This is a genomic window from Rothia nasimurium (genome assembly GCF_928381705.1).
Taxonomy (GTDB): Bacteria; Actinomycetota; Actinomycetes; order Actinomycetales; family Micrococcaceae; genus Rothia; species Rothia nasimurium_G.
The window spans coordinates 73,677-98,699 of sequence record NZ_CAKMSR010000002.1 but is presented as its reverse complement, the minus strand read 5'-3'; the positions used below and the strand labels follow the sequence as shown (position 1 = coordinate 98,699).

At 57.8% G+C, this 25,023-nt stretch carries 17 protein-coding genes and 1 CRISPR repeat array; of the genes, 5 read left to right on the top strand and 12 right to left on the bottom strand.

What is annotated here, in order from left to right; translation table 11 throughout:
• Positions 1-174: 174 nt before the first annotated feature.
• Entirely contained in the window at positions 175-672 is a 498-nt protein-coding gene (locus tag L6762_RS02155; protein ID WP_237185359.1) for a hypothetical protein, read from the top strand.
• A 185-nt stretch (positions 673-857) separates the two neighbouring features.
• Here L6762_RS02155 and L6762_RS02150 read toward each other — a convergent pair whose 3' ends face one another.
• From L6762_RS02150 to casA, 8 genes are all read right to left on the bottom strand, one after another.
• Complete coding sequence (locus L6762_RS02150; RefSeq protein ID WP_237185358.1) at positions 858-3,425, bottom strand: DNA gyrase/topoisomerase IV subunit A; 2,568 nt, start codon at positions 3,423-3,425, stop codon at positions 858-860.
• A gap of 126 nt (positions 3,426-3,551) precedes the next feature.
• The gene (gene cas2e, locus L6762_RS02145) at positions 3,552-3,899 is read right to left on the bottom strand and encodes a type I-E CRISPR-associated endoribonuclease Cas2e (RefSeq protein ID WP_237185357.1); all 348 of its coding nucleotides are present in this window, start codon (positions 3,897-3,899) and stop codon (positions 3,552-3,554) included.
• Positions 3,896-4,828: a type I-E CRISPR-associated endonuclease Cas1e gene (gene cas1e, locus L6762_RS02140; RefSeq protein ID WP_237185356.1), complete on the bottom strand. Its 933-nt coding sequence runs from the start codon at positions 4,826-4,828 to the stop codon at positions 3,896-3,898. The genes cas2e and cas1e overlap by 4 nt, the downstream gene beginning before the upstream one ends.
• A 66-nt stretch (positions 4,829-4,894) precedes the next feature.
• Positions 4,895-5,578: a type I-E CRISPR-associated protein Cas6/Cse3/CasE gene (gene cas6e / locus L6762_RS02135; protein WP_237185355.1), complete on the bottom strand. Its 684-nt coding sequence runs from the start codon at positions 5,576-5,578 to the stop codon at positions 4,895-4,897.
• Entirely contained in the window at positions 5,575-6,282 is a 708-nt protein-coding gene (gene cas5e, locus L6762_RS02130) for a type I-E CRISPR-associated protein Cas5/CasD (RefSeq protein ID WP_237185354.1), read from the bottom strand. The genes cas6e and cas5e overlap by 4 nt, the downstream gene beginning before the upstream one ends.
• Positions 6,282-7,403 (bottom strand): type I-E CRISPR-associated protein Cas7/Cse4/CasC, encoded by a 1,122-nt coding sequence (cas7e, locus tag L6762_RS02125; protein WP_237185353.1) that lies wholly within the window; start codon positions 7,401-7,403, stop codon positions 6,282-6,284. Before cas7e ends, cas5e begins: the two co-directional genes overlap by 1 nt.
• Before the next feature lie 24 nt (positions 7,404-7,427).
• Positions 7,428-8,042: a type I-E CRISPR-associated protein Cse2/CasB gene (gene casB / locus L6762_RS02120; protein WP_237185352.1), complete on the bottom strand. Its 615-nt coding sequence runs from the start codon at positions 8,040-8,042 to the stop codon at positions 7,428-7,430.
• Between the two features lie 13 nt (positions 8,043-8,055).
• Complete coding sequence (gene casA, locus L6762_RS02115; protein ID WP_185173071.1) at positions 8,056-9,744, bottom strand: type I-E CRISPR-associated protein Cse1/CasA; 1,689 nt, start codon at positions 9,742-9,744, stop codon at positions 8,056-8,058.
• 622 nt (positions 9,745-10,366) lie between these two features.
• Between casA and L6762_RS02110 the strand changes: the two genes are divergently transcribed.
• Positions 10,367-10,699 (top strand): hypothetical protein, encoded by a 333-nt coding sequence (locus tag L6762_RS02110; RefSeq protein WP_185173070.1) that lies wholly within the window; start codon positions 10,367-10,369, stop codon positions 10,697-10,699.
• A 34-nt stretch (positions 10,700-10,733) separates the two neighbouring features.
• Positions 10,734-13,694, top strand: a complete 2,961-nt coding sequence (gene cas3 / locus L6762_RS02105) for a CRISPR-associated helicase Cas3' (RefSeq protein WP_185173069.1) — start codon at positions 10,734-10,736, stop codon at positions 13,692-13,694.
• Between the two features lie 58 nt (positions 13,695-13,752).
• Positions 13,753-15,979: a CRISPR direct-repeat array (repeat unit 29 nt; unit sequence GTGCTCCCCGCGTAGACGGGGATGAGCCG).
• A gap of 79 nt (positions 15,980-16,058) precedes the next feature.
• Here the strand turns inward: cas3 and L6762_RS02100 are convergent.
• Positions 16,059-16,775 (bottom strand): hypothetical protein, encoded by a 717-nt coding sequence (locus L6762_RS02100; protein ID WP_237185351.1) that lies wholly within the window; start codon positions 16,773-16,775, stop codon positions 16,059-16,061.
• 336 nt (positions 16,776-17,111) lie between these two features.
• Here L6762_RS02100 and acnA point away from each other — a divergent pair, with 336 nt between their 5' ends.
• A complete protein-coding gene (gene acnA / locus L6762_RS02095; protein ID WP_237185350.1) occupies positions 17,112-19,796 on the top strand; it encodes an aconitate hydratase AcnA in 2,685 nt (894 codons plus the stop codon).
• A 189-nt stretch (positions 19,797-19,985) separates the two neighbouring features.
• On the opposite strand, the gene L6762_RS02090 is transcribed toward acnA, so the two are convergent.
• The gene (locus L6762_RS02090) at positions 19,986-20,609 is read right to left on the bottom strand and encodes a mismatch-specific DNA-glycosylase (protein WP_237185349.1); all 624 of its coding nucleotides are present in this window, start codon (positions 20,607-20,609) and stop codon (positions 19,986-19,988) included.
• A gap of 77 nt (positions 20,610-20,686) precedes the next feature.
• Positions 20,687-22,219: an alanine/glycine:cation symporter family protein gene (locus L6762_RS02085; RefSeq protein ID WP_237185348.1), complete on the bottom strand. Its 1,533-nt coding sequence runs from the start codon at positions 22,217-22,219 to the stop codon at positions 20,687-20,689.
• Between the two features lie 326 nt (positions 22,220-22,545).
• Between L6762_RS02085 and dxs the strand changes: the two genes are divergently transcribed.
• The gene (gene dxs, locus L6762_RS02080) at positions 22,546-24,522 is read left to right on the top strand and encodes a 1-deoxy-D-xylulose-5-phosphate synthase (protein ID WP_237185347.1); all 1,977 of its coding nucleotides are present in this window, start codon (positions 22,546-22,548) and stop codon (positions 24,520-24,522) included.
• Here the strand turns inward: dxs and L6762_RS02075 are convergent.
• On the bottom strand, positions 24,519-25,016 hold the full coding sequence (locus L6762_RS02075) for a Rieske (2Fe-2S) protein (protein WP_237185346.1): 498 nt from the start codon (positions 25,014-25,016) through the stop codon (positions 24,519-24,521). The two genes, dxs and L6762_RS02075, sit on opposite strands and share 4 nt — an antisense overlap.
• Positions 25,017-25,023: the final 7 nt, after the last annotated feature.

Sequence of the window (25,023 nt, the reverse complement as noted above, 5' to 3'; positions counted from 1 at the left end):
CTGGCAGAAAACCCCCTCCTAAGGTTCCTATCAAAGGACGCCATGGGAGGGGTTTTCTGTATCTAGAGTGGCAGTGGAAATGTATCTGCTGTCTGGAAATTTACCATGGGGGGGTAAAGTGTGTTCTAGGTAATAAATTTCTAGAGCTCGAGCGACAGATAGTGAGTGAATCCCATGCCTACTCTTCAAGAGCACAGCTATGTTGCGCCCCTGACCAAGAACTTCAAGCTCACCCTCTGGGGGCTCATAGTTTTTGAGCTGTTGAGCGTCACCCTGCCTATCATGATTTTTGGCCCCGCTGATCAGGACGGCAGCAGCCAGGGGCTTCACATTTCGGCGTTTGTGGGAGCTGCCGTAGCCCTGATCATTATTCCGATCATCTTCAGCAGTACCCGCATTGACCTGCTCGAATCCTCCGTCAAAGTCACCACCATGAAGTTCTTCTCGAAAGAGCTACCCTACAGCGAGATTGAGAAGGCAGAAGTGGGTCCAGAAACCGGTCTGGCACAGGGGGCCGGTCTCAGAATTATGGGCGGAGGTAACACCGGCTACCTCACCGGCGGCCCTTCCGTTACCTTTACCCTGGCCAACGGTAGGCGGGTGACGGCGTCCGCTACCAACCCCGAGCAGGTGGTTGCTGAGGTGAACTCCCGGCTGCGTTCAGCAGTGTAGCGGAAGAAAGTAGCGGGCGCGCCCGTAACTGACTGCAGGGGAGGGAGTGTTGGTGTGCCTGCGGGCTCGGGGCTGGCGTGAATTGGGCGAGCGCCCCAGCGCGAGCCCAAGAGGGTCGGCAGGCACACCAACACTCCCTTTCCCTGGTGCTATTTAGGAAAAGGTCCGCCCGCTACTTTGTCTTTCTAGAAGAGGGCGTCTTCTTCAACCTGAACTTCAGGCTGGTCGGCGGGTTCTTCTGATAGCTCTGATGCAGGTGCGGGGGAGGTCAGTGCCTGGTAGTTGGGGCCGATTGCGTCGATGCTCTGGGCCAGGAGCACGCCTGAGCCGTCGCGGGGGCCGAACTCGGTAGGCAGGGTGCGGGCAACCCCGGCTGATGAGACAGCCTTAGCTGGGCCGACACCTACCCAGGCCAGGGCGAGGGCGGTTTCTCCCTTGAGGAAGCGGTGGGCTCGGACGCCACCGGTGGCCCGGCCCTTTTGGGGGAACTCGGTGAGCTCGGTGACCTTGGCAGTGGCTCCTTCATCACCGCCGTCGGTGATGGTGACGACCTGGGCGTCCGCGCCGGGGGCGGTGACGCCGAAGGCGATGAGTCTGTCGTCGTCGGCTACCTTCATACCGGCCATGCCGCCGCCGGTACGTCCCTGGGGACGTACCTTGGCGGCATCAAAGGTGAGGAGTTTGGCTTGTTCGGTGATGAAGGTCAGCACATCGTCGTTGGAGTCGCAGACGGCTACGCCTACTACCGAATCCCTGGGCTTGAGCTTCATGATCTCAAATTCGGTGGCATTGAGCGGGTAGTCGGGGTTGACTCGTTTGACGACGCCGCGTTCGGTGGCCAGGGCCAGGATGGCGTTGAGCGGTGCTAGGCCGATGAGTTTTTCGCCGCGGGCTAGGGTGATGGCGTCCGCGGCCTTGACGCCGCTGGTGGGCTGGGGGGTGCCGCCGGCTTCTTCGAGGACGGGTAGGTCAATGACGGGCACACGAATCAGGCGGCCGCTTGAAGTTACCGCACCGATTTCGCCGCGGGCGCTGGTGGGTACGATGGAGAGGTAGGCGTCGTGTTTGATGCGTTTGCCCGGGTCGAGCAGGGTGGGGCGTTGGCCCTTGACGCCGCTGGTGCGCCCCAGCTGGCCCGAGGTGGAGAGCAGGACCCAGCAGGGGTCGTCCGCGATTTCCAGGGAGAGGCCGGCTTCTTTTTTGGCCTTGGAGGCGGACGCCGACAGGGCGGCAACTGCGTCGGCCAGCTCGTCCTTGGTGACGATTTTGGTGCGGCGGTCGGTGCCGTATTCGTCGGCGACCTGCTGTAGTTCTTCGGAGACCAGGGCGCGGAGTTTTACGTCGGAGCCGAGGATTTCTTCGAGGGAGGCGATTTCTGCCAAGAGTTCGTCGCGTTCGGCTTCAAGCTCGATGCGGGAGTACTTGGTGAGCTGGCGTAGGCGCAGTTCGAGAATGTGGTTGGCCTGTACCTCGCTCAGGTCGTAAATCTGCATGAGGCGCTCACGGGCCTGGGCGGTTTCGTCGGAGGAGCGGATAATCTGGATCACCTCGTCGATATCGACGATGGCTACCAGCAGGCCCTCGACCAGGTGTAGGCGGTCGCGGCGCTTGCCTAGGCGGTGGTTGGTGCGGCGGCGCACGACGTCCAGGCGGTGGTTGACGTAGACGTGCAGCAAATCGAGCAGGCCCAGGGTCTGGGGCTGGCCGTCCACCAGGGCTACGTTGTTGATGCCGAAGGAGTCTTCCAGCGGGGTGTGCTTGTAGAGGGCGGCGAGCACGGCCTTGGGGTTGAAGCCGTTCTTGATTTCAATGACCATGCGCAGACCGTTTTTGCGGTCGGTCAGGTCAACGACGTCTGAGATGCCCTGCAGCTTCTTGGAGTTGACGCCGTCCTTGATTTTTTCGATGACCTTTTCGGGGCCAACCAGGTAGGGCAGTTCGGTGACCACAATGCCCTGTTTGCGGGCGGTGACCTGTTCGATGGAGACCTTGGCGCGGGTCTTGAAGATGCCGCGCCCCTTTTCGTAGGCGTCCTTAATGCCGGTGGTGCCCACGATGGTGCCGCCGGAGGGCAGGTCAGGGCCGGGCACGAACTTCATGATGTCTTTGAGGGTGGCCTCGGGGTTATCGAGCAGGTGGCGGGCAGCGGCTATGACCTCGCACAGGTTGTGGGGGGCCATGTTGGTGGCCATGCCGACGGCGATGCCGGCTGAGCCGTTGACCAGCAGGTTGGGGTAGGCGGCGGGTAGGACGGCCGGCTGCATGAATTGGTTGTCGTAGTTGGGGACGAAGTCCACGACGTCTTCGTCCAAGTTGGCGGTCATGGCCAGGGCTGCCGGGGCCATACGAACCTCGGTGTAGCGGGAGGCTGCCGGGCCATCGTCCAGAGAACCAAAGTTACCGTGGCCATCGACCACAGGCAGGCGCATAGAGAAGGGTTGTGCCAGGCGCACCATAGCGTCGTAGATGGCGCCGTCACCGTGGGGGTGCAGCTTACCCATAACTTCGCCGATCACTCGGGCGCTCTTGACGTGGCCCTTGTCGGGGCGCAGACCCATCTGCTGCATCATGTAGAGGATGCGGCGCTGCACGGGCTTGAGGCCGTCGCGGGCGTCGGGAAGGGCGCGGGAGTAGATGACCGAGTAGGAGTATTCCAGGAAGCTGGTTTCCATCTCGCTGGTCACGTCGATATCGACGATATTTTCGACGACGTCGGTGGGGTAGTCATCGTGCGCGGTGGTGCGGCGAGCCATGGGAACCTCAAAGCAAATAGACGGTGAAGGTATTGCCCCACCAGTTTACCGTGTTCCCCGCAAGTGCCCCAGAAAAGCCGAACCTACCAGCCTCTCACACAGAGACAGGACGAGCCGAATTCTGTTCTACGACCTTTTTCGTCCCAACCGGTATCGACTAGCCTTGGACCAGCCACGTTTAGACTCTACCTGCTTGCTGGGTACCGTAGGCCTACGCATTAGGGTTATGCCCTCAAAATCAACGGGATCCCACTGGTGCCGGTGTACTTTGAAATCTAGGCCCTGCTCTGTGTTGGTAGAGAAGACCATAAGCGCCCGACCAGACTGTACCGAAGAAACAATACGCTCCCACAAGTGCTCGCGTACTCGGGCGCTGACCTTGCCAACATAGACTCCCGAACTGATTTCTAAAAGCCAACGGGTCAAATCACCGCGTAGAGCAGGCGGACAGTTTGAGAGGATAACAACAATCATGCTTCCTCCCCATAATTTCTCCTGCTTTCTATCGTTTCTTCGCGATCTCCCCAGAGGGCAAGGACGTCGGTATGCCAGTCTTCTTCAGCAATTTCCGAGCTGAGAAGTAGTTTCTGAATATCGCTAGTACAACGTTGCAAGATTTTGCCGTCCCGGAGCTTGTCTCTCACTGCACGGCGGGCTCTGGACGCCACGTCCTCCTTGCTTTCTGCAACAACCTCAAAAGCCGCAGGAATACTTACTTCTGCCTTGTAGAGGTCGGCAATATCATAGATAAAAGACCGGGAATGCCCCGTATACACAAAGCCTAGACCAGGGGAACAGCCCAAAGAAACTACTACCGCATGAACTATCCCGTAGAGGCAGGCATTCGCTGCCGAGAGAGCCATGTTGATTGCATCTGCGTTATCAAAATCATTGGGGTCGTAGTTACGGTTATCCCAAGGCACACCGGTACGACCAGATTCCTGGCGGTAAATACGGCGTACTCTAGCGCCCTCCTTGCCCCGTAACTGTTGCATTGTTAGTTCCCTGACATCTTCATCGGGGAAGCGCATGTTATACATTTCCTTAGCAACAGCTAGGCGCTTGCGAGTATTACTGACCTTATCTGCCTGGGCCTGAAGCAGACGAGTGGTTTTAGCCAAGGAGCTACCGTGAGCATAGTAGCGTACCCCCTGCTCACCTACCCACACCGCGGTTGCACCGCAGTCGCCAAGTAACATCATGGCGTGGTGGGTAATACGGGTGCCTGGACCAAGCATAAGAGCGCCTAAAGAAGCGGCAGGTATATGCACGGTTCCCTGGCTATTAGCTGCGGTAATAGCGCTGTCTTCTCTATGGATAACGCTGTGCTCAACATAGATAAAGGAAAGCCGGTCAGAACTTCTGGTGAGTTCCTTGGTGGTGGGTGGGGTGGCACCAATCATGGGTTTCTCCTGGATCTGAGAGATATAAAAGAATCTGGGATGCACACAAGTGTGCATCCCAGATTCTTAGGAAGAATTTTTACGGATAGTAAGCAGACCACATCCATAGGCCTTTCCCTTGCCCATGCCCTTGAGTATGGACTCTCGGAAGAGGTCTACATCGGTGATAACAAGAGCCCCGTCAAATTGGGTTTGCCGGAGGGTCACAGAAGCACGTCGTCCGTCATCGTGAGGATTAGCACGGCTAAAACGCTGGTCAGATCGTGAAGTGACAGCTGCCAGGTAACTTCCTGGCTCAGAGCCTTCAGCTACCCTAAAGCCCCATTGCGGAGCCTTATGCACTAGCCAGCCAAGTTGCTGTTCAGCAGTAACATGGGGGACGACCCTACCACGCTTCCCATTTTCTACAGGAAGAGACTTAACCGGGTTTCCAGTTAGCCGGAAGGACCAGGCCTGGCCCTCCCTTAGGCTGGCTAGCAACTTACCAAGATGAGCAACTTCAGCAGGACGTGACTCCCAGCCGGCGGCCTCCTGAATATGCCGTAGATCCGGCTCTTCAGGACTTTGAACGTAGAGGGTATAGGAAGGGCCTTTAACATCGAGCCGCCACAGTACCCGGCTGTCTGCGCTCGCCTGCACATCTGGCGGGAAAGCAGAGAGGACGGCAGCATGCATGGCTTGGGGGCTGGCTATGAGCTTTCGCGCTTCACGACGCTGGGGATTGATGAGTATGCGGGAAAAGAAACTCATGCTTCAGTAACCACCTTCATGAATTCGTCCTCCGGCTCAGTTTCTCCCTCAGGATTGTTGATTTCTAAGGGCTCTGCCCGGAAAACAGACCGTAGCGAATACTGCCGGAACTCTGGATTAAAGCTTACCGGGATATCTCGTAAGGTATCTGCTGGTTCGCCTAGGCGGGCATCGCGCAGGATCGCAAGTGAGACAAGCTCTCCGGCGTTTTGCTGAGCCCACTTGGGTGCGTACCAGGTATTTTCTGCTCGCAGAACTTCTTCCGCGTTGCCCTCTCTGATACCCAGTACTAGATCAGGGTTAGCGGGGCAGGCCCGCCGCCCTAGGTAGAGCGGATAGACAGGACGCCGCAGGGCGGCTTCTAGTTCTTCCAGGAACGCTTTCTGGGGTGAAGCTAGGGCTACCAGAAAGACAGCATCCGCCAGGTAGTAGCGGGTACTGAGCTGGGAATTTTTGTCCTTACCGAACCAGTTACGGGCCGTGTGATAGTCGCGAGTCAGCTGACCTGGGTGGTCTACCCGCACCGCGAATTCAAGCTGGGCCAGGTCGTCTACGGGCTCTTGACGGTCGCGCCCCAGGGCGGCGGAAAGAAGCCCAATAACTCCTGACTTTGTAGGCTCGTTGTTGGTATGGCGGACCTTGAACCGGCTCTCAGCTCCCCAGGCCTGTAGCGGCGCCTTGAATTTGAGGAGTAGCGAGTACATTAGTCTGCCAGCACCTCGGAAAGATCGCTTTCAACTGCGGAAAGGAGTTCCTTGAGGTTTACGCCCTGGCCAAGGTTTTCTAGGGCATCCTTGAGGTCTCCTACTGCAAGAAAGTAGCTCTTGACGGGCTCCAGACCGTATGTTTCTGCCAGCTCCTGTGCTTCATGGGCTAGGGCAGTGGCTGCCTGGTAACGGCGGCCCTTCTCCGCGCTCTCCTTGACAGGGGTTTCAAAGGCATTGACGTAGGAAACTGGGCGGTCATCACGCAGGGTAACCACTACTGCCTCGGGCAGGGTGCGGTTAGCGAAGCTGTTCTGCTTGCCGGTGGGCATAGCGGTGATGAAGCTCTTGATGAACTGGGTTGCGGCCTCTACAGCGGCCTCCTTGTCACCCAAGTTTGCCTGTAGGCCGGTGAAGTTGATGTTGGCGTAGCGGTAGAGGGTGGAGGACATCATCTCGACGGTGCCAATCATGCCTGCGCCGGTTTCGTCTGCGTCGCGGACAACGTCATCGACTGCGGTGAAGTAGTCGAATTCAGGCTCTGACTCATGAACGCCAATAGCGTGGGCTACCTGGCAGGAGGCATCAACGTTGAAGTCGGGGGCGTCAGCAAGCATACGGCCAAAGAGGGCAATGTCAACGCTGTGCTGTTCGTCCAGGATTTTTTCTACATCCGCTTTTTTCAGTTTGCTGCCTTCAGCATCGATGATTGCCTGGGCCAGGCGTGAAATCTGCTGGTTGCTGACCAGCAGAAGATAACCGGATTCCAGGGTCTTCGGCGCCTCTTCTTCTTTCTTCTTTTTGGGCTCAGCCAGGGAAATTTTTACTGTTTTGAAAGCTTCTGCAACCTCGGAAAGAGCCTGGTCATAGTCGTATCCTTCAGAAATTTCCTGAATTTTGGTAACGACTTTTTCGGCTACTCGCTTGGTGCGGATTCCCATCTTATCGGTGTCGAGGTTGGCGACGAAGTCCTGACGAATAGCAGACTTCCAAGCCTGGGAAGAAACACGCTGGCGGGGTACCCCGCCAAAAACAGCAGACTTGGGGGAGCCCGTATCGTCGCGGTTGATGTTGGAGGGGGGAAGGGTCTGTAGGGCGTGGATATCGATGTAGAAGCTCATGATTTCTCCTTTTAGTTTCTTGGGTTAGTTGTTGGTAGAGGTATTTGTTGGGCGGCGAGTGTAGCCGTAGGCAAAGTCTCGGCTCCAGCGGGTAATGACTTTTGCACGGTGCCTGGGGTGCTGGAGCCAGTAGAGGTCGGTAGTGAACCTTCCATAGTCGAAGGTTAGTTCTTCCTGTTTGAGGAGCTGAACCAGGGAACGAGCGTGGTAGACGATACCGCTAAAGTTCCTTGCCTGAAGTAGGGCATCAAAGCGTTTTTTGATGGAGGGGGTGCGCTTTGCAACAAGCTGTCCTATTGAGTAACCAAAGCTAATGTCTTTGGTGTGCATGTTTCTTTGCTCTGATTGCTGGTGGACAGCGTAGAGGGTGAGGGCCATGTAGGTGGCTAGTTCACCGTAGCTGGCTTCGTCTCCTCGGCCTCGGTAGTTATCTGGAAAGTCGATATTTTCATCGCCGGTGAGGACATACTGCCAGGCTAGCGGGTTTTTAGCAGGATCTTGACCTACTGCTTGACGAAGGTCGCTCAGCTCTTTTTTGGACGCTGAGGAACCTGCATTGTGTCCTCCGTAGAGGCGATGGATTTTGTGGGTGACAAAGTTATAGAGGGTAGGTGTCACCGTCTCAGAAGGATGAGACATCGTTGCCTTCTTTCTACTGGGTTTTGTCTTCGTAGGCTAGAGGAAAAATCTTTTTGAACTCGCGATGGCAGGCTCGTTGGGCTGTTGCTGCACTGATGAGTTTGTCATCCTTGATCCTGCCGATGAGGGCTTTCGAGCTTGCACCGATGAGCATATTTTCTACTTCCCGTTTGAAGAAGGAAGAGGCAAGTTTCTGCCAGCTTTCCTTAAGCTCTTGTGGATTTGCTTCGTGGGTAACCTGGGAAAGCCAGATGCGGAATTCCTTTTCGAGCCTGTGAAGTACAGCTTCGGTTGCCGCTGGCTGGAATTCGTAGCTTTGACCGGCAGCTTCCAGCAGACTTCCGGCGAAGCGTCCCAGCTGGATTGCAGCGTCCATACTCTTTTGGGAGTTTTCAAGGATGGCTGCTGTATGTTCTGGGAATTCATCGGTTAGCAGGGCTAGTTCTACGGGAATTGATTCATCGATGGTGGATTCGATAACAGCGTTTTGGTTGCCGTAGACAACTCCTACTAGCTGGACCTGTACCTTCATATTGTGAGGAAAGTAGCGGCTGAGGTCTTGTATAGTTTGAGGTTTTTTGGGCGCGTATTCGTCCCCGCCTTGGTTAGGACTTAAGACCAGGAGAGCATCTAAGCCTCGCCAGAAGGTACGCTCCTGGTTGTGCTGTAGAGGCATCCAGATTTCCTGTCCCTTTTTAGACTGGTTTTTGCTGTAGCGAAGGCCGGTCCAGGGGTCTTCACAGCCGATGCCGTCTTGGAATTTCTCAGAAGCCTTATCTCCATTGGAGACAAGAACTCCGGTAACTTGACCGTTCTTGGGGAACAGCCGGACGCGCCGGGATTGCCAGGTGAGGGTGTCACAAGGTCCGGTAGGAGTGGTTATCTCTTTGGGGTAGCTTCTGGGGGCAGCGCCATCAAAGGGTTCTCGTTCCCAAACGGGTAAGTCATTGGCGATTTTGAAATCTTCCTCCCCGTTCTCGTTAATGGTCGGCTCAAAGAGTCGGCTGATAGGCAGGTTGAGGAGGAGAGTCTCAAAGATGTTTTCTCCGTGAAGAATAACCCTTCCTGTGGCGCCTTGCCAACCAACACCAATGGGATATCCTCGGCCACCTTTGACGCGCGGGTCACCTACTGCACCGGATTTAATGCCGGAATAGTCGTAGGCCTGTACAGTGATAAGCTTTCGGGCTGCATCGGCATAGTCTAGGGTTCCTTTGCCACTAGCTGCGCGCATGGAAAAGTGATCTGAATCAGAGTCTAGGAGAATGCGGGAAACAGGGGAGAAAGTGCTCTTTTCAGTATGTAGGTCTGCTACCTGCATGAAGGGGTGCTCTGGATGGAAGAGTTCAAAGTAGGGTTTGATGTCTTCATGCTGGAGGTAGTCCAGTACGAAATCAAAGTTGCCTACTTTCTTCTCTCTGAGGGTGGCTATCCAATTTCGACGGGCTTCAGTTCCAAAGGCTGCTAGGTCAAAGTCTTCGGCGTCTGCGAAGTGGAAGAAGGACGAGCGTAGAAGAATGGGCTCTAAGAAAGCCAGCATAGCGGAGTCTTCTAGTGCGCTTTCATGAGCAAGCTTGGTAATGGAATAGCCTTCGCGGAAGAGCTGCTCTAAAGAAACAAGTTCTAGCTCACCGGCTGTCTTCTGAACCTTAATCCAGGGTGAATCTACGAGATTAAATTGGGGAATGGTGTCTTCGCTCACTCTATCCTCCTAAAATTTTGTCTAGGGGCTGCGTGGGCGAGTCTTGATGGCGTCATCGCCCTGCGTTCTTGAGTAAGAGCCTAATTCTGTCTAGAGCGGCATGTCAAGGGGTTCTAGATATTTAATTTACAAGTTCATTACTTTTTGCTCTTCGGGTAGGATAAGAGTATCTCGTCTTCGCGAGGAGCATGGGGTGATCCCTGGATAGATACTTCATCTACAAGGGGTCATCACCGTATAGGCGGTGCTTTTCTAGGTTACATGAGGATTTTGGGTGGGGCTGTCGTTCACCTGCAGATTTACCCCCCCGACTCGAAGGAATATTGTGATACATTAATGATGAAGGTAATTTTTCTTCCCAGCGCTTCCAAGCATGGCTACACGGAAGCAGATGCCCTGTGCGCTATAAAGAACTACCAGCACTATCTTTCAGCCTTTGAACCTTCGCGCATAGCGCATCTACCAGACCCGAATCTCTACATCGGCCCAGCGCTCAACGGTGATCTGCTAGAGGTCTTTACCTACGTGATAGACCCTCAAACCGTTATCTTCCACTGTATGAAGTTACGGGGGAAGACTTACATGCGTGCTGTGCAAAACTCTGAGGAAAGGAGCTACCAAGGTGACTAAGGAATACAGCCTGGAGGAACTAGAGGCTATTGGCCAGAAGCTATCTTCTTGGGTGGAGTCTGACGAATATTTTGAAACTTTAGAGAACGCCCAATTCCAGGGCCGCACCTCCGAGGGGGTTGCTCAAGCGGAGGCAATAGTGCAGGCTGCTACCCGAGGCCGTCCTTCTCTCGCCGCAGAGATAGATGGCAAGTCTCCCACTATCAATGCGCGAGTAACCCCAGACCTTAAAGAACGCCTAGCAGCCTACGCAAAAGAGCGGAAGGTTAAGCCCTCTGTTGTGGTGAGAGAAGCCCTAGAACAATATCTGCCCCGTTCTGCCTAGTAGTTGACGAGCGCCCCGAAAGGATAACGCCACTGTGAAGACTAACCCTATCGAATCCTTATCTGCTGGTGCTCAAACTTTTTGGGCCAAGACAGGGCAGGAAGAATCACCCGCAACAGGAATGAGCCTAGCCCAGCATATGCTGGATAGTTCCCAGGTGGCCCACTATCTGTGGGAGAACTGGCTATCCGACGGCAGCAAACAGTGGATTCAAAAAAGCCTGAACCTTGAAGAAGCTGAAGCCCAAGCCCTTGTTTCCTGGTTGGTGGGAACCCACGATATTGGTAAAGCTAGCCCAGAATTCGCTGGGCAGCTAGATGCGCGTCAAAATATTGACCTTCTGGTTTACCGCCAAAGGATTGAGGACGCTGGGTATGACTTTATGCTAGACCTCACCAAGGTAACAGACCGTTGCCCTCACTCCCGCTACAGCTATAGCATTATCAGGCACTGGCTGGCACAGAAGTACCCTGCTGTTTCTGAAACAAGCGTCAACAGTCTGGCCCAGGTGAGCGGCTCCCATCACGGCAAACCTGCGGCCGCCTACGCTGAGGGCAGGGACACCGAGCTTGTTCAACGCGTCCTGCAAGACACAAAATTTAAGAACTGGCTAGAAGCCTGGGACGAGTTGCTCAGCTTCATCGAAAGAACCACGGAGGCAGGCCACGCTATCCTAAAAGCCTTAGAAAACGGCGGCTTGAAACCTGACCTCCAATTCTTCATTACCGGGCTAACCATCATGTGCGACTGGATAGCTTCCAACCCCGACTACTTCCCCTACGGGCAGGTTACCCACCAGGAAACCCGACCCCAAGAGGCCTTTGAAAAGCTAAACCTTAGCCAGCCCTGGCAACCTGAAGACCTCAGCGCTTTGAGCCCAGAAGAAATCTATTCCAGCAGATTCTCCCTCCCACCAGGTGCTACCCTGCGTCCCATGCAAAAGGTCGTAGTGGAGGCCGCCCGCTCCCTCCAAAGCACCGGGCTTATGTGCATTGAAGCCCCCATGGGCCAGGGAAAAACAGAAGCAGGCCTGGTTGCCGCAGAGATCCTAGCTCACACCACCGGCAAAAACGGCCTGATGTTTGCCGCACCCACCCAAGCCACCGCGGATGCCCTCTTTGACCGTGTCGCGGACTGGGGGCGAAAAGCCGCCCACGGTAACGAGACAATCTCCATGTTCCTTGGGCATTCAAAAAGCAATCTCAACGAAAATTTTAGTCGTATGCGGTTTGCAGGTATCCACGCTGATGAGGGGCGTAAAGGCCACCAGGAAGAGGCTCGGGTTATTGCGCATCAGTGGTTTTCCCGCAAGAAAGGAGTGCTCTCTAATTTTGTAGTGGGCACTGTAGACCAGGTACTGATGATGGCGCTCGCCAGCAAACATGTGATGCTGCGGCACTTGGGGTTGGGCGAGAAAGTGTTGGTTATCGACGAGGTTCACGCCTACGACGCCTACATGAATGTTTATCTTGAAAATGCCTTGGAATGGTTGGGCAGGATGCAGGCCCCCGTGATTCTGATGTCTGCTACCTTGCCAGGGGTAGCTAGGCAGAAGCTGATGCAGGCTTACGCTCGGGGGCTGGGTTTCCGTAAGTCTAAGCCAGGTGTGGTGCCTGCTAGGAGAAGTAGGCGCGGGGGAGCTGCTAAAGTCTCTCAGCCTGTTGTGGAGAGCGTGGATCTTTCCTACCCCGTGATTCATACAGTCTCCATTGAAAACGCGGGTGAACCCAGGAAGTGGGAGATCGAACAGCCTAAGGAACAACAGGAATTTTCACTCAGGCTCATTGATGATTCCTTTGCTGAGCTAGATAGTGTGCTTGCGCCCCTCGAAAATAATGGGGGATGTGCCGCCATTATCTGTAATACGGTGAGCCGGGCCCAGGAAGTCTATGAACACTTGCAGGGGATCTTTGCTCCGCATGAGCTGATGCTGGTACATTCTCGTTTCATTGCGCGCGACCGCGTCAAAAATGAGAAGGTGCTTGTTGAAGCTTTGGGCAAAAAGAGCCGTGCTGGAGCCGGGCGTCCCGAGCGTTTTGTGGTCGTGGGGACGCAAGTCATTGAGCAGTCTCTAGACATTGACTTTGACGTGATGATTACGGACCACGCCCCGGTAGACCTTGTACTACAGCGTATGGGGCGTTTGCACCGTCATGACAGGGCAGGGGAGAGGGCACCCCACCATCTTGACCCGGTGTGCTACGTGCGCGGTGTCCAAGAACTTGGAACTGAAAATGCCGCCCCTGTCTTTACTGAATCTGCTGAAAAAATTTATGACAGGTCGATTCTGCTATCAAGCTATGCCCAGCTGATGCCTCATTTTGAGGGTAAGAAACTTCAGATTCCTGCTGATATAAGCGCACTGGTGCAGGGCGCTTACTCTGCTCAGGCATCTGTTCCTGAGGGCTGGGCTGAAACCTACGCGGAGGCCGTCCAGGAATGGAAGAGCAAGGAAGCAGAGAGCCGGAGAAAAGCAGGCGCGTACTCTATGCGCCCTGGCTCAGGCATCGACTATTTGTGTGATTTCTTTGGTGAAAAGGGTGTAATGGGCGATGCCGATGAGCTGAAATCTCAGGCTAAAGTGCGTGATACGGACGATACCTTGGAAGTGCTGGTGGTGCAGTCGGACGATGGTGGCCAGACCTACCGGCCACTGGGTGATGAATACGTGGATCTAATGTTTGAGGCTGACGCTTTAGAGAAACCTGATTGGAAACTGGCGAACGTGCTCGCAGGGTCTTCTATCCGTTTGCCCTACCAGTTTGCGGATAAGGGGTGGGCACCTAACAAGAATCCTTTTGACCTGGCCCTTAAGGCTTTAGAAACGAATCAATTTTCTGCCTGGCAACAGCATCACCTACTGAAAGGGGAGCTGGTGCTTCTGCTAGATACCAATATGGAATGTTCCTTAGCCGGGTACAGGTTGCGCTATTCGCAGGAACTGGGCTTGGAAGTTCTTCGGGAAGCAGATTCGGGTATGATTATCGAGGGCTAGCCGGCTAAAAGTAAAGTAAATTTCCTTGTTGTCTCGGTGTTCTACCATGTCAGCAAGTGTGCTCCCCGCGTAGACGGGGATGAGCCTGCCTGGCGTAGTGGCAAGGGGTTGTGTATCCCGTGCTCCCCGCGTAGACGGGGATGAGCCGGACTCCAACAAGCCCTACGGCGTCGCCCTGAAGTGCTCCCCGCGTAGACGGGGATGAGCCGAAAAGACCCCGGCTAGGGGGTCTCGGGCTTCGGTGCTCCCCGCGTAGACGGGGATGAGCCCACGATGCTCAAGGCCGCTGACCGGCTGACCGAGTGCTCCCCGCGTAGACGGGGATGAGCCTTCTTCTTCGGTGACGGCGGACTCTAGGAGTGCGTGCTCCCCGCGTAGACGGGGATGAGCCGGGAATAACCCCCGGCGATGATACGCATAAGCGGTGCTCCCCGCGTAGACGGGGATGAGCCGTATGCTCAGGGGTAAGAATCTTGTCGTACACCGTGCTCCCCGCGTAGACGGGGATGAGCCCGCTACCTCGAAGCACAGATTGACCGCATGTGGGTGCTCCCCGCGTAGACGGGGATGAGCCTGCACTACCGTAACGGGCTGTTACGGAAAATCGGTGCTCCCCGCGTAGACGGGGATGAGCCCCGACCGAGCGGAAATTGGACGTAACAGATTGAGTGCTCCCCGCGTAGACGGGGATGAGCCGTCATCGGCTATCGGCGAATTATCCACCCTGAGGTGCTCCCCGCGTAGACGGGGATGAGCCGCCCGCCAGACTCGCTTCGACGAGCTCGACAATGTGCTCCCCGCGTAGACGGGGATGAGCCGTATCAGGGGCTACCCAGAAACCTTGACAGCAAGTGCTCCCCGCGTAGACGGGGATGAGCCGCAGCAGTGTGTAAGAGAGTGCAGCGGCAAGAGGTGCTCCCCGCGTAGACGGGGATGAGCCCCTAGTGCCCCTGCAACAAACTCTGTAGCCTGTGTGCTCCCCGCGTAGACGGGGATGAGCCGTGGCGGTAGCATCCCAGGTGGCTTGCGAGTCAGTGCTCCCCGCGTAGACGGGGATGAGCCGTAGGTGCCGGTCTGTGAGAGAGGGCCAATCATAGTGCTCCCCGCGTAGACGGGGATGAGCCGGATCTCATGACCATCCACACCGACCGCGACCCGTGCTCCCCGCGTAGACGGGGATGAGCCGTATGCGATTCATGCAGGCGGCGGGGCTACCGCGTGCTCCCCGCGTAGACGGGGATGAGCCGTGCCCCCGTTATTCTGGCCAGGGTTTGCCAGCGTGCTCCCCGCGTAGACGGGGATGAGCCCGAGAACAGCGAAAGGCGCGGGCTCGAAAGGTCGTGCTCCCCGCGTAGACGGGGATGAGCCGGATAGTGCCATTAGAAACCTCAAGATAGGCAGGTGCTCCCCGCGTAGACGGGGATGAGCCGTGTCCTGGATTCATATCCGGCAGGGCGTCTTGGTGCTCCCCGCGTAGACGGGGATGAGCCAGAGTAGGAGTAGCTACCGAGGGTTTCTTGCTGGGTGCTCCCCGCGTAGACGGGGATGAGCCGTCGGTATTACGTGCGCCGTCGTCCATTGCTTGGTGCTCCCCGCGTAGACGGGGATGAGCCGGACTTGCCGGACTTCTCAACAAGCTCCTGCGCGTGCTCCCCGCGTAGACGGGGATGAGCCGTTCAACTTCAAGCTAGTTGGGTATAAGGAACCGTGCTCCCCGCGTAGACGGGGATGAGCCCGGGTACCGGGTCTTCAAGGGCATCGTGGACACGTGCTCCCCGCGTAGACGGGGATGAGCCGGTGCTGACCGTTGAGGGTGCTGTCGATACTGAGTGCTCCCCGCGTAGACGGGGATGAGCCGTACAAACTTGAGGTAATCCCGTGTTTCCTCAGGTGCTCCCCGCGTAGACGGGGATGAGCCGTACCACGGCGCGGGGGTGGCGGCGGCGTGCGCGTGCTCCCCGCGTAGACGGGGATGAGCCGCGCACGCTCCTTAATAGCCTGGAACTCAGTATGTGCTCCCCGCGTAGACGGGGATGAGCCGCCGCCGAAAATCAGCTTCTTTCGCCTGCATAAGTGCTCCCCGCGTAGACGGGGATGAGCCGTACATGGAGGCCATCTAAATGCTGACCGTCTGGTGCTCCCCGCGTAGACGGGGATGAGCCGGTGGTGGTAGCTATGGCAACCGCTGGAAGCATGTGCTCCCCGCGTAGACGGGGATGAACCGGCAACGTGGGTCATAATGACGGCATCCCAGTCGTGCTCCCCGCGTAGACGGGGATGAGCTAGAACGTGAATCCTACCTACGGCTTATCTCAAGAGTGCCACCCGCGCGGACTGGGAAAGCCAGTAAGCAGGCTGGTTAGCCTAGCGGGTGCGGGCAGGTACAAAGAGCCCGTAGATGCCCAGCGCGCCGAGCACGAGGGTAGCTACCCCAAAAGGAATAGCTGTGGGGGAGTGCTCACCGCCGGTCGTTATGAATGTATCTGCCAGCCCCACGCCCATGTGCCAGCCCCACCCCAGAAAGAGAAGGAAGCAAGCGATAGCTACAGCAAGAGAACAGAAACCGATAGCGCGCTTGGTGCTGTAGGATGCCATGCCCCGCAACCACTCGTGCACGTTCGGCAGGGCGGCTAAAAGAAGTGCAACGATAAAGCCCCACACAATCACGACAAAGAGGCTAAATTGGTTGGTCTCCTTCATCAGGCTGTAAATCTCGCTGAGGGTGTAGCCTGGGGCTGTTGCTAGGGGATTCCACCAAAAGACATGCAAACCGTAGTAGATAGCTAACACCAGCCCCAACCCACAAAAGGAAAGAGGCAGACGGACGCCCGGGGTCGGCTTAACATACTCCCTGCTGGTTTTTGTTTCAGCGGATGTACTGTGAAAAATCTCGGTGATACCCACTCCCAATAGGGAAGCGGCACCTGCAAGGAAAGAAAGCACTGCCGCCCAGTTGATGAGGGACGCGAACTGAATTGAGGCGGGGAAGGGAAGCGCTAGAGCTACCGAGATGGCCAGCGCAAAAACCGCAGCACTACCGATAAGAAGCCACCGAAAGGCTACATTGAGTGTGTTTGCCACAGGCCTAGTTTGTGCCCGGTGCAAGTGCTTAGGAGAAACCGTCATGCCCCTATTCTGGCACGAGAACGCAATATATTAACGGCATATTTTCCTTGCCAAAGCCGGAAAGTCGCGCCCGAGGTGGGGCGGGCGTCCGCTCCCTGAAACATGCAGGCGAAACATTTGCTTACGAACCGTCTTCAAAATATGTGAACAACGTGATACGCGGTACACTAAAAGGCAGTGGCCTCGTGCCCACAGGCTCAAGAGCGAGCATCACACACCCGTCGCGCAGACGCGACGGTGCCCACCGGCGCACGAGCCAATCGCAAGACAGTGTCGAGAGGAGTCCCACATATGAGCACTGTGGATAGCTTCGGTTCAAAGGGCGTACTTTCCGTCAACGGAACCGACTATGAAATTTTCCGTCTAAAGGCAGTAGAAGGCTCACAGAAGCTGCCTTACTCCCTGAAGGTTCTACTCGAAAACCTTCTGCGCACCGAAGACGGTGCCAACATCACCGAAGGCCACATCAAGGCACTCGCTAACTGGGATCCCTCCGCGGAACCCGATACCGAAATCCAGTTCACCCCCGCCCGCGTCATCATGCAGGACTTCACCGGCGTTCCCTGCGTAGTTGACCTTGCCACCATGCGTGAGGCCGTGAAGGAACTGGGCGGCGACCCCTCCAAGATCAACCCCCTGGCACCTGCCGAACTGGTCATCGACCACTCCGTGCAGATTGATACCTTCGGCACCGCCGACGCTATCACCCGCAACATGGACATCGAATACCAGCGCAACGGCGAACGCTACAAGTTCCTGCGCTGGGGCCAGACCGCCTTCGACGACTTCAAGGTCGTTCCCCCGGGCATGGGCATCGTGCACCAGGTCAACATCGAATACCTGGCCCGCACCATCATGGCCCGCGAAGTCGGCGGCGTACTGCGCGCCTACCCCGACACCGTCGTAGGTACCGACTCCCACACCACCATGGTCAACGGCCTGGGCGTGCTCGGCTGGGGCGTTGGCGGCATCGAAGCTGAAGCAGCAATGCTCGGCCAGCCCGTCTCCATGCTGATTCCCCGCGTCGTCGGCTTCAAGCTCACCGGCTCCATCCCCTCCGGTGCCACCGCAACCGATGTCGTCCTTACCATCACCGAAATGCTGCGCGAACACGGCGTCGTCGGCAAGTTCGTTGAATTCTACGGCGAAGGCGTAGGCCAGGTGCCCCTGGCAAACCGTGCAACCATCGGTAACATGAGCCCCGAATTCGGCTCCACCGCCGCCATGTTCCCCATCGACGAGAAGACCCTCGAATACCTGCGCCTGACTGGCCGCAGCGAAGAGCAGGTCGCCCTGGTTGAGGCCTACACCAAGGAACAGGGCCTCTGGCACGACCCCTCCGTCGACGTCGAGTACTCCGAGTACCTGGAACTGGACCTCTCCACCGTGGTCCCCTCTATCGCAGGCCCCAAGCGTCCCCAGGACCGCATCCTGCTCTCAGAGTCCAAGAGCCAGTTCGAATCAGACATCAAGAACTACGCCAAGGACGGCGAGACCGACAAGTCAGCCCAGGTCTCCATGGCCGACGGCCGCGAGTTCGAGCTCAAGAACGGTGCAGTGTCCATCGCTTCGATTACCTCCTGCACCAACACCTCAAACCCCTCGGTCATGATGGCAGCAGGCGTGCTCGCCCGCAACGCCGCAGCCAAGGGTCTGACCGCCAAGCCCTGGGTCAAGACCTCCATTGCCCCCGGCTCAAAGGTCGTCACCGACTACTACGAGAAGGCAGGTCTGCTGCCTGACCTCGAGAAGCTCGGCTTCTACGTCGTCGGTTACGGTTGCGCCACCTGTATCGGTAACTCCGGCCCCCTGGAGCCCGAAATCTCAGAGGCAATCCAGAGCGAAGACCTCTCCGTTACCGCGGTTCTCTCGGGTAACCGTAACTTCGAAGGCCGTATCTCACCGGACGTCAAGATGAACTACCTGGCCTCCCCGCCGCTGGTCATCGCCTACGCCCTGGCCGGTACCATGGACTTCGACTTCGAGAAGGACGCCCTGGGCACCGACGCCGATGGCAACGAGGTCTTCCTCAAGGACATCTGGCCCGACCCCGAAGAAGTACAGAAGATTATCGACGAATCAGTCGATACCGACATGTACACCAAGGAATACGGCACCATCTTCGACGGTGACGAGCGCTGGCAGGCCCTGGAGACCCCCACCGGCTCCACCTTCGAGTGGGACGACAAGTCCACCTACGTGCGCAAGCCCCCGTACTTCGAGGGCATGACCATGGAAACCACCCCCGTTGAGGACATCAAGGGCGCCCGCGTGCTGCTCAAGCTGGGCGACTCGGTCACCACCGACCACATCTCACCGGCCGGTTCCTTCAAGTCAGACACCCCCGCAGGTAAGTACCTGATTGAAAACGGTGTTGAGCGCAAGGACTTCAACTCCTACGGCTCCCGCCGCGGTAACCACGAAGTTATGATTCGCGGTACCTTCGCCAACATCCGCATCAAGAACCAGCTTCTGGACGGCGTTGAAGGCGGCTTCACCCGCGACTTCACCAAGGACGGCGAACAGTCCACCGTCTACGACGCATCCATGAACTACCAGGCTGCCGGCATTCCGCTGGTTGTTCTGGGCGGTAAGGAATACGGTACCGGTTCATCCCGTGACTGGGCTGCTAAGGGCACCACCCTGCTGGGCGTCAAGGCAGTTATCGCTGAATCCTTCGAGCGTATCCACCGTTCAAACCTGATCGGTATGGGCGTTGTACCCCTGCAGTTCCCCGCCGGTGAATCCCACGAATCACTCGGCCTGACCGGTACCGAAACTTTCGATATCACCGGCCTGACCGAACTGAACGAGGGCACCACCCCCAAGACCCTCAAGGTCACCGCCACCGCTGAAGACGGCAAGGTCACCGAGTTCGACGCTGTAGTTCGCATCGACACCCCCGGTGAAGCCGACTACTACCGCAACGGCGGCATCCTGCAGTACGTTCTGCGTAACCTGGTCCGCGGCTCCTAAGTTCTAGAGCGCTAACAGGTTCACGGTCTGTGGCCCCCACTTTTCAGTGGGGGCCACAGACCTTTTTGTTTGTTTTCTATAGAGTTGGGACCAGATAACTGTTCGAAGTATCGGTAGGCATTGAGGATTTGGGGAGGAATCTGGTCCCTTATGTGTGGCGGCGGGGACGGGGGCAGGGACGGGACGTGGCTAGGTGAGTGGCTGCGTGGAGTCCCAGACCTGCCGCCACTTATCCGCTAGGGAATCAATATTTTCGTGGGCGTTTAAACCGCTAGGCTGAGGCACGACCCAGAGCTGGCTCGCCGGGTTCCACCCCTCAATCTGGGAGGTGTCTTGTCGCCCCAGCTGAGCCTTCCTATCGCCAAAGGCCGTCCGATAGGCTGTGATGCCCGCAATCGCTACAGCCTGCGGTCTATAGGAGTGGGTGAGGGTAACTAGCCGGGGGAGGGCGTCCTTCAGCTCCTGGGCTGTGAGCTCGTCGGCTCTTGCTGTTGCCCGGTCAACCAGGTTAGTTATGCCGATACCCAGGTGGGCTAGCTGTTCCTCAACCTCGTCGCTCAAACCGCGTGAAGCGTCCACCCTGGGAGTGACGATGCCTGCCCTATCAAGCGATGGCCAGAAGCGGTTGCCGGGAAAGGCGAAGGGGGCGTTGACGGCGGACGTCCACAGCCCGGGGTTGATACCCACGATCAGCAGACGGAGGGGAGTGCCAGCCACAGGCAGCCGGTCGTCAAGGGTGCCGTTGACGAAGTCTTGAAGCTGCTCCCGAGTGGGGCGCTGGTCGCCCAGCGGGGAGGGGTGAAGAGTGCTCATGACCCCACCCTACACGCAGAAGTGCCCCGCACAGCCTAGGGCGGTGCGGGGCACTTGACGCTAGAGCGTAGAGACGGTTACTTGGCGTCCTGAACCGGGATAGCGCCGGTCTTCACGTCGTAGTAGGTCTCCCAGAAATCAGCGTTCTTAATGCCGAGGGGGCGGGGGTCGAACATGGGGTCAAGACCCTGCTTCTTCTGCTGCTCGTAGTCCTTGAGTACCTGCAGGGCGGGCTTCTGGATCACCAGAATACCCACGATGTTCAGCCATGCCATCAGACCCACACCGATGTCACCCAGTGCCCAGGCGGCACCTGCGGTGCTGACACAGCCAATAACGGTTGCGGTCAGAATCAGCAGCTGCAGCAGACGCAACAGGGCGTTGCCCAGGGTCTTGTTCTGCAGGTTACGGGTCAGGTAACGCAGGTTGGTTTCTGCCATGTAGTAGTAGGCCACGATGGTGGTGAAGGCGAAGAAGCCGAGCGAAACCGCAATGAAGATGGGACCTGCACCGGGGATGAAGGTGTCAAACGCAGCCTGGGCGAAAGCCGGGCCAACGGTAACGCCCTCGGCCAGGTTGCCCGAGCCCTCTGCCAGCACGGGGGTGTCGGCTGAGCCGCCCTCGTAGACACGGTACATGCCGGTTGAAAGAATCAGGAAGGCAGTAGCGGAGCAGACGAAGAGGGTATCAATGTAAACGGCCATCGCCTGCACGAAGCCCTGGGCAGCGGGGTGCTTGACCTCAGCAGCTGCAGCGGCGTGGGGACCGGTGCCCTGGCCAGCTTCGTTGGAGTAGATGCCGCGCTTGACGCCCCACTCAACGGCGGTGCCGATGATGGCACCGAAGGTTGCGTGCAGACCAAATGCTGATGAGAAGATCAGGTTGATAACGTCACCCAGCATGTTGATGTTGATGAAGGCTACGATCATGGCCAGCACGATGTAGATGATAGCCATGAAGGGAACCACAACAGAGGCGAAGGTTGCAATACGCTTGACGCCACCAACGACGATGAAGGCCAGCAGGATGGTGATGCCGGTGGCGGTCATCCAGGGGTGAACCTCGGGGAAGGCTCCCTGCATGGAGGTTGCAATACCGTTAGCCTGAACGCCCGGCAGGAAGAAACCGCAGGCAAGGACGGTGGCAAAAGCAAAGATGGAGGCGTAGACCTTGAAGAGCCCGGAGTACTTGGTGTGACGGTAGGCCTTTTCAAAGTAGTAGGCAGGGCCGCCGCGGTACTCGCCGGTGACCTTATCGCGTTCCTTGTAAATCTGGCCCAGGGTGGACTCGATGAAGGAGGTTGATGAGCCCAGGAAGGCTACGGTCCACATCCAGAAGACGGCGCCGGGACCGCCGAAGGCGATGGCGGTGGCAACGCCGGCGATGTTACCGGTGCCTACGCGGCCAGCGAGTGACATGGCAAGGGCCTGGAAGGACGAGACGCCGTCCTTAGATGACTCGCCCTTGAAGGTCGCGCGAATCATGGTGGGAATCTGGCGAATCTGGAGTAGGCGGGTGCGGATGGTGAAGTACACGCCAACAGCCAGGCAAAGATATACCAGCACGGGTGACCAGATAATACTGTTCGCCCAGTCGATTGCTGCGGTCATAGAAGAAATCCATTCGTGCGGGGCTAGTGAGGGAACTAGCCTGGTAATGATTCAGTCTCACTGTGACCTATATTTGTGTGCCAGTGCACAGTGTGAGCTGTTGAGCACTGATACTAGCGGCTCGTATATACATTTGAAAAGTGCCACGCGTGATGAAACCTAACTGAAACACAAGCGCTACACTGCTTCCCACACTGTGAATCGCTAAACCAGCACTGAGCGGGTAAAGTTACTTAATTGCAACACACTAGACTTTTGACCGGTGACCGCCGCCCACAGCTACAAGGACGTTGGGGCGCAGCTAGCCGGTGAACGGGGGAGTAATCGTGGGACTACTAGAAACTATTGGTGAGCCGAGCGACCTGAACGCTCTGAGCTCCGAGCAGCTCACCGAGCTTGCCCAAGAGATTCGTGAGTTCCTCGTTAACAATGTCTCGCGAACCGGCGGGCACCTGGGCCCCAACCTGGGTGTTGTCGAACTGACCCTGGGCATCCACCGGGTCTTCAATTCCCCCCAAGATTCCATCGTCTTTGATACCGGCCACCAGTCCTACGTACATAAGCTGGTGACCGGCCGCCAGAATTTTGAAACCCTGCGCCAGAAGGGCGGCATTGCAGGCTACCCTGAGCGCGCAGAATCTGACCACGACATCGTTGAGTCCTCGCACGCGTCCTCGTCTCTTTCCTGGGCAGACGGCATCTCCCGCGCCTACCAGCTCACCGGGCAGGGCGACCGCTACACCGTAGCCGTCATCGGTGACGGTGCGCTTACCGGCGGTATGGCCTGGGAAGCGGTCAACAACATCGCAGCGGATAAAAACCGCAAGGTCGTCATCGTTGTCAACGACAACGGCCGCTCCTACGCCCCTACCGTCGGCGGCTTTGCCAACCAGCTGGCTGCCCTGCAGCACGAACTGCAGAACCGTCTCGATAAGGTGCGCCTGGATTCCCGTTACGAGCGCACCCTGGCCGCTGCCCGCACAAAGCTCCAAAAGGGCGGCTCGGTCGGCCAGATGATTTACCGCGGCCTGCACGGTATGAAGGCCGGCATCAAGGACGTCATGGTGCCCGGCGGTATCTTTGAAGACCTCGGCATGAAGTACGTGGGCCCCATCGACGGGCACGACCTCGAAGCCGTAGAAACCGCCCTGGAGTCCGCTAAAAACTTTGGCGGGCCCGTCATCGTACACGCCATCACCGAAAAGGGCCACGGCTACGCGCCGGCCGTCAGCGACAAGGACGACATGTTCCACGCCGTTGGCGTCATCGACCCCGATACCGGCGAGGCTCTGGCGAAGTCGTCCGGAAAATCCTGGACCAGCGTCTTTGCCCAAGAAATCAAAGACATCGCCGACGAGCGCGACGACATCGTCGGTGTCACCGGCGCTATGCTCATTCCCGTTGGCCTCAAGCCTATGGCCGCCGCACACCCCGACCGCGTCATCGACGTGGGTATCGCCGAACAGCACGCTATCGCTATGAGCGCGGGCCTGGCCTACGGCGGCCAGCACCCCGTGATCGCCCTCTACGCGACCTTCCTCAACCGCGGCTTCGACCAGCTGCTCATGGACGTTGCCCTGCACAAGGCCGGCGTAACCATCGTGCTGGACCGATCCGGCGTCACCGGCCCCGATGGAGCCTCCCACCACGGCATGTGGGATCTTGCCCTGCTGCAGTTCATCCCCGGCCTGCATCTAGCTGCCCCCCGCGACGCCGTGACCCTGCGCGAAGAACTCCGCGAAGCCGTCGCCATCGAGGACGCCCCCACCGTGGTGCGCTACCCCAAGGGCTCAGTCGGCGCCGACATCCCCGCACTTGAGCGTCTTGCAGACGGCACGGACGTCCTCGCCCGCCACGGCGAACCCAACCCCGAAAGCGGCCAGCGCGACGTGCTCCTCATCGGAGTCGGTGCCTTTGCCCGTCTCGCCCTCGACACCGCAGACCTGCTCGCCGAGCAGGGCGTGAGCGTAACCGTCATCGACCCCCGCTGGGTCATGCCCGTACCCGCCAGCGTAGTAACCCTCGCCGGTGAGCACCGCATTGTGGTGTCAATGGAGGACGGCGTACGCGCAGGTGGTGTGGGATCCCGCATCCGCCAGGAGATGCGAGCTGCCGGTATTGATACTGCCCTCAACGAACTGGGCCTGCCCGCTGAGTTCATCAAGCATGCAGAACGCGGCGAAATCCTTGAAGAAGTGGGCCTTACGCCCCAGAAAATTAGCGCCGACATCCTGGCCCAGCTCGCCGGTAACATGGTGCCCTTCGCCCGCACCGAAGGGGAGAAGCCGAAGCACACTAGCTAGGAAACCCAGATCCTGCCGTCCTTGACCTCCACCGTGAACTCGGGCAGGGCGGTTTCTGCTGGGCCGCCTTGAACCGAGCCGTCCTCCAGTGAGAATACTGAGGCGTGGCAGGGGCAGATCATGGTCTTTTCTTTCTGTGCGTTCAGCTGGCAGCCCTGGTGGGTGCACACCGATGAGAAAGCGTGGAAGGTGCCCTCGGTCGGCTGGGTAATCATTACGGTTACCCCGTCGCTATTGGCCTGGATGACGCCGCCTACGGGGACGTCCTCAACCGCGGCCATGTCGGTGGCCTGCGCCGGGCGGCCGTCGTTGGCGGTCAGGCTCTCAGACTCGTCAGAAGAACCGCAGGCAGTTAGCAGCGCGGCACCGGCGCCCAGACCCGCAGTGCCCGCTACCGCCTGGCGGCGGGTGAGCCCGCGCCCACCTGTCTCGGCCTGCTCAGCGGGGGCGGGGGCGTCCTTGTTTTCCTTCTGACAACCACAGGTAGTGCACATAGTTGAA